The organism is Sporichthya sp. (genome assembly GCF_013815995.1).
In the GTDB taxonomy this organism is placed as follows: Bacteria; Actinomycetota; Actinomycetes; order Sporichthyales; family Sporichthyaceae; genus Sporichthya.
The window spans coordinates 1-2,663 of the sequence record NZ_JACDFE010000365.1; the positions used below are offsets into that span (position 1 = coordinate 1).

2 protein-coding genes and 1 pseudogene are annotated in these 2,663 nt (G+C 69.9%); 2 read left to right on the forward strand and 1 reads right to left on the reverse strand.

What is annotated here, in order from left to right:
• Positions 1-665: hypothetical protein (locus H0X00_RS23295; RefSeq protein ID WP_293775204.1), on the forward strand; the 665-nt coding region annotated here is incomplete at its 5' end.
• 429 nt (positions 666-1,094) lie between these two features.
• On the opposite strand, the gene H0X00_RS23300 is transcribed toward H0X00_RS23295, so the two are convergent.
• A complete protein-coding gene (locus tag H0X00_RS23300; protein ID WP_367186753.1) occupies positions 1,095-1,904 on the reverse strand; it encodes an HAD family hydrolase in 810 nt (269 codons plus the stop codon).
• 350 nt (positions 1,905-2,254) lie between these two features.
• Between H0X00_RS23300 and H0X00_RS23305 the strand changes: the two are divergent.
• Positions 2,255-2,663, forward strand: a pseudogene (locus tag H0X00_RS23305) (septum formation initiator); the annotation flags it as partial.

The window sequence follows — 2,663 nt, forward strand, 5'->3', positions numbered from 1 at the left end:
CGCTGCGGCTGCGCGGGCACGAGGTGGTGGCGGTGACGGCGTTGCGTGGGGCGCGGGCCTCGGCCGCGCTGTCCGGGGTCGATGTCTCCGAAGAGGCGCTGCGCTCCGGTGCGGCGCTGGCCGACCCAGCCAATGGGGCCGCTGCCGCGGTGGTGCGCGGGGCGGTGCGGCTGTCCACCGAGATCGGTCTGGTCGCCCCGGTGTGGGCGAAGGCGCCGCTGCAGGCCTTGGCGCGGCTGCACGTGGTGGCCGCCGCTGATTCCTCAGCCGGAGACGAAGCGTTGGGTCGCCCGGCCACGGCGGCGGCCGCCGAGCGCCTGGACCTGCTGGCCGACACCCTGACAGCTCCGACCCGGGCGCCGGCGGTGGTGCTCGCCGCGCTGGTCCATGCCGAGGTGCTGGCGACCGAGGCGTTCGGTCCGTGGTCGGGCCTGGTGGCCAGGGCGGCCGCGCGTTGTGTGCTGATCCAGCGCGGGCTGGATCGCGGTGGCGTGGTCGCGCCCGAGGTGGGTCACGTCCAGCTCGGTCTGACGGAGTATCAGATTGCGCTGACCGGGTACGGGTCGGGAACCCCGGAAGGCGTCGCCGGGTGGGTCACGCACTGCGCCCGCGCGCTCGAGCTCGGTGCGGGCGACGCGCTCAAGGTGTGCGTCCAGTTCCGCTGACCCGAATCGCCTGACGGACCGTCAGTTCCCTGGACGTGCGAACGGCGCCCCTGCTGGAGGGGCGCCGCCGCGAAGGTTGCGTCGACCCGGGCTACCAAGCGTGCACTCATCAAAATCGCCGGACCAGGACCAGCCTGTCACGACGGCCCGTACATGGGCAGATAGTCCGCGTGGGTACCCGAGTGGCGCTGTGATCCAGCTGGATCGAAACCGTCGCGCGACCGGCGTCCGGTCCAACTGTCTCGTGTTCAGGTCTACTCCTGTCGGAGGCTCCACGGAAGGGGTGTCCGGGGTTAAATCCCGGTCCCGTCGGCGTGGCGAGAGTGAACCTCCGCAAGTGTCCGAATTGCGCCGTCGAACCACTAGGCGTGACACGCCTTTCGGTTCGCCCGAGTTACTCGGAGGAACATCGCGTGACCGTCCGGTCGGTCAGGTGCGGCGGCTGATCCAGAGCACCGCGGCGGCCGCGGCGGCGCCGGCTGCGACCGCGGTGGCGGCCACCACCGAGCGGCTCGGGCGCGGGATCGCAGGCATCCGCGAACGCATCGAGACCGGCTTGCTGAACACCAGCACGGGCCAACCGCGGGCCGCGGCCTCCTTGCGCAAGGTGCGGTCAGGATTGACGGCGTGCGGGTGCCCGACCGCCTCCAGCATCGGCACGTCGGTGCCCGAGTCGCTGTAGGCGTAGGAGCGCTCGAGGTCGATGTTCTCGGCCTCAGCCAGTTCGCGGATCGCCGCCGCCTTGTTCTCCGCGTAGGCATAGAACTCGATCTCCCCGGTGTACAGACCGTCGTCATCGACGGCCATTCGGGTGGCGATGACGCGATCCGCCCCGAGCAGTTCACCGATCGGTGTGACGATCTCGGTACCCGACGTGCTGACGATGACCACATCGCGGCCGGCCAGGTGGTGTTCCTCGATCAGGTCCGCCGCCTCGTCGTAGATCAGCGGGTCGATGAGTTCGTGCAGGGTCTCGGCGATGATCTCCCGGACCTGCGTGATGTCCCATCCCACGCACAACTCGGAGAGGTACTTGCGCATCCGCTCCATCTGATCAGCGTCGGCGCCGCCGGCCAGGTAGACGAACTGTGCGTAGGCACTGCGTAGCACGGCGCGACGATTGATCAGGCCGCCGCGATAGAACGGTTTGGAGAACGTCAGCGCGCTCGACTTCGCGATGACGGTCTTGTCGAGATCGAAGAAGGCCGCAGCGCGGACGGGTCCTCGCCACGGCCGCATCTCGGGCAGGGCAGCGGGCACGCGATCGACAATAGAGCGCACGGTGAAGTTTTTACGGACTCGCGCCCGGCGGCTGTTTACGAGACACCTCCAGCGGGTACAACATGTGAGGTGCCGGTCGAAATGACCGTGCCTATCCCGGTTCGGCTCCTCCCCCCCGAGTCGGACTGTGGTGACGGCCCCCGCTCTCCCCCCCGGCGGGGGCCGTCCTTTTTAATCCGTTAGCTCCCGATCTTTTCCACAGGTCGGGAGCTAACGGCTTTTCCTCCACAGGTTCGACGGTCCACGTCCCCGTCGAGGGTTCTGCGGGCCAGGGTCTGGTGCCAGGCACCGATCCTGGGGAGGCCCCGTTGTCCGCCTACATTCCTGAATTCAGTCCTGAGCTCGAGCCGGATGCTCCGCGTCCGCTGGTGCTCACCAACGACCCCCTGTTGCTCGACGACCTGCTCCGACTCGCGGCGGTCGCGGGGGCCGAGCTCGAGGTGGCCGGTGACCCGTGGGCTGTGCGCCGCTCCTGGCGCAACGCGTCCCTGGTCCTGGTCGGCAGCGACTGTGCGTCTGAGGTCGCCCGGCGCGAGCTGCCCCGGCGCCCGGCCACGATCCTGGTCGGCCGCGACCCGGACGACGGGTCGGTGTGGCAGTTGGCGCTCGCCGTCGGTGCCGAGCAGGTGGCGATCCTCCCGGACTGCGAGGGCTGGCTCGGCGAGCGGCTCGCGGACGCCGCCGAGGGTCCGCGGGCGGCCGGCCGGACCGTCTGCG

Bases quoted from the DNA above. Each gene is read 5' to 3' on its own strand.
- H0X00_RS23300 (WP_367186753.1), bottom strand. From the start codon at position 1,904: ATGCGGCCGTGGCGAGGACCCGTCCGCGCTGCGGCCTTCTTCGATCTC.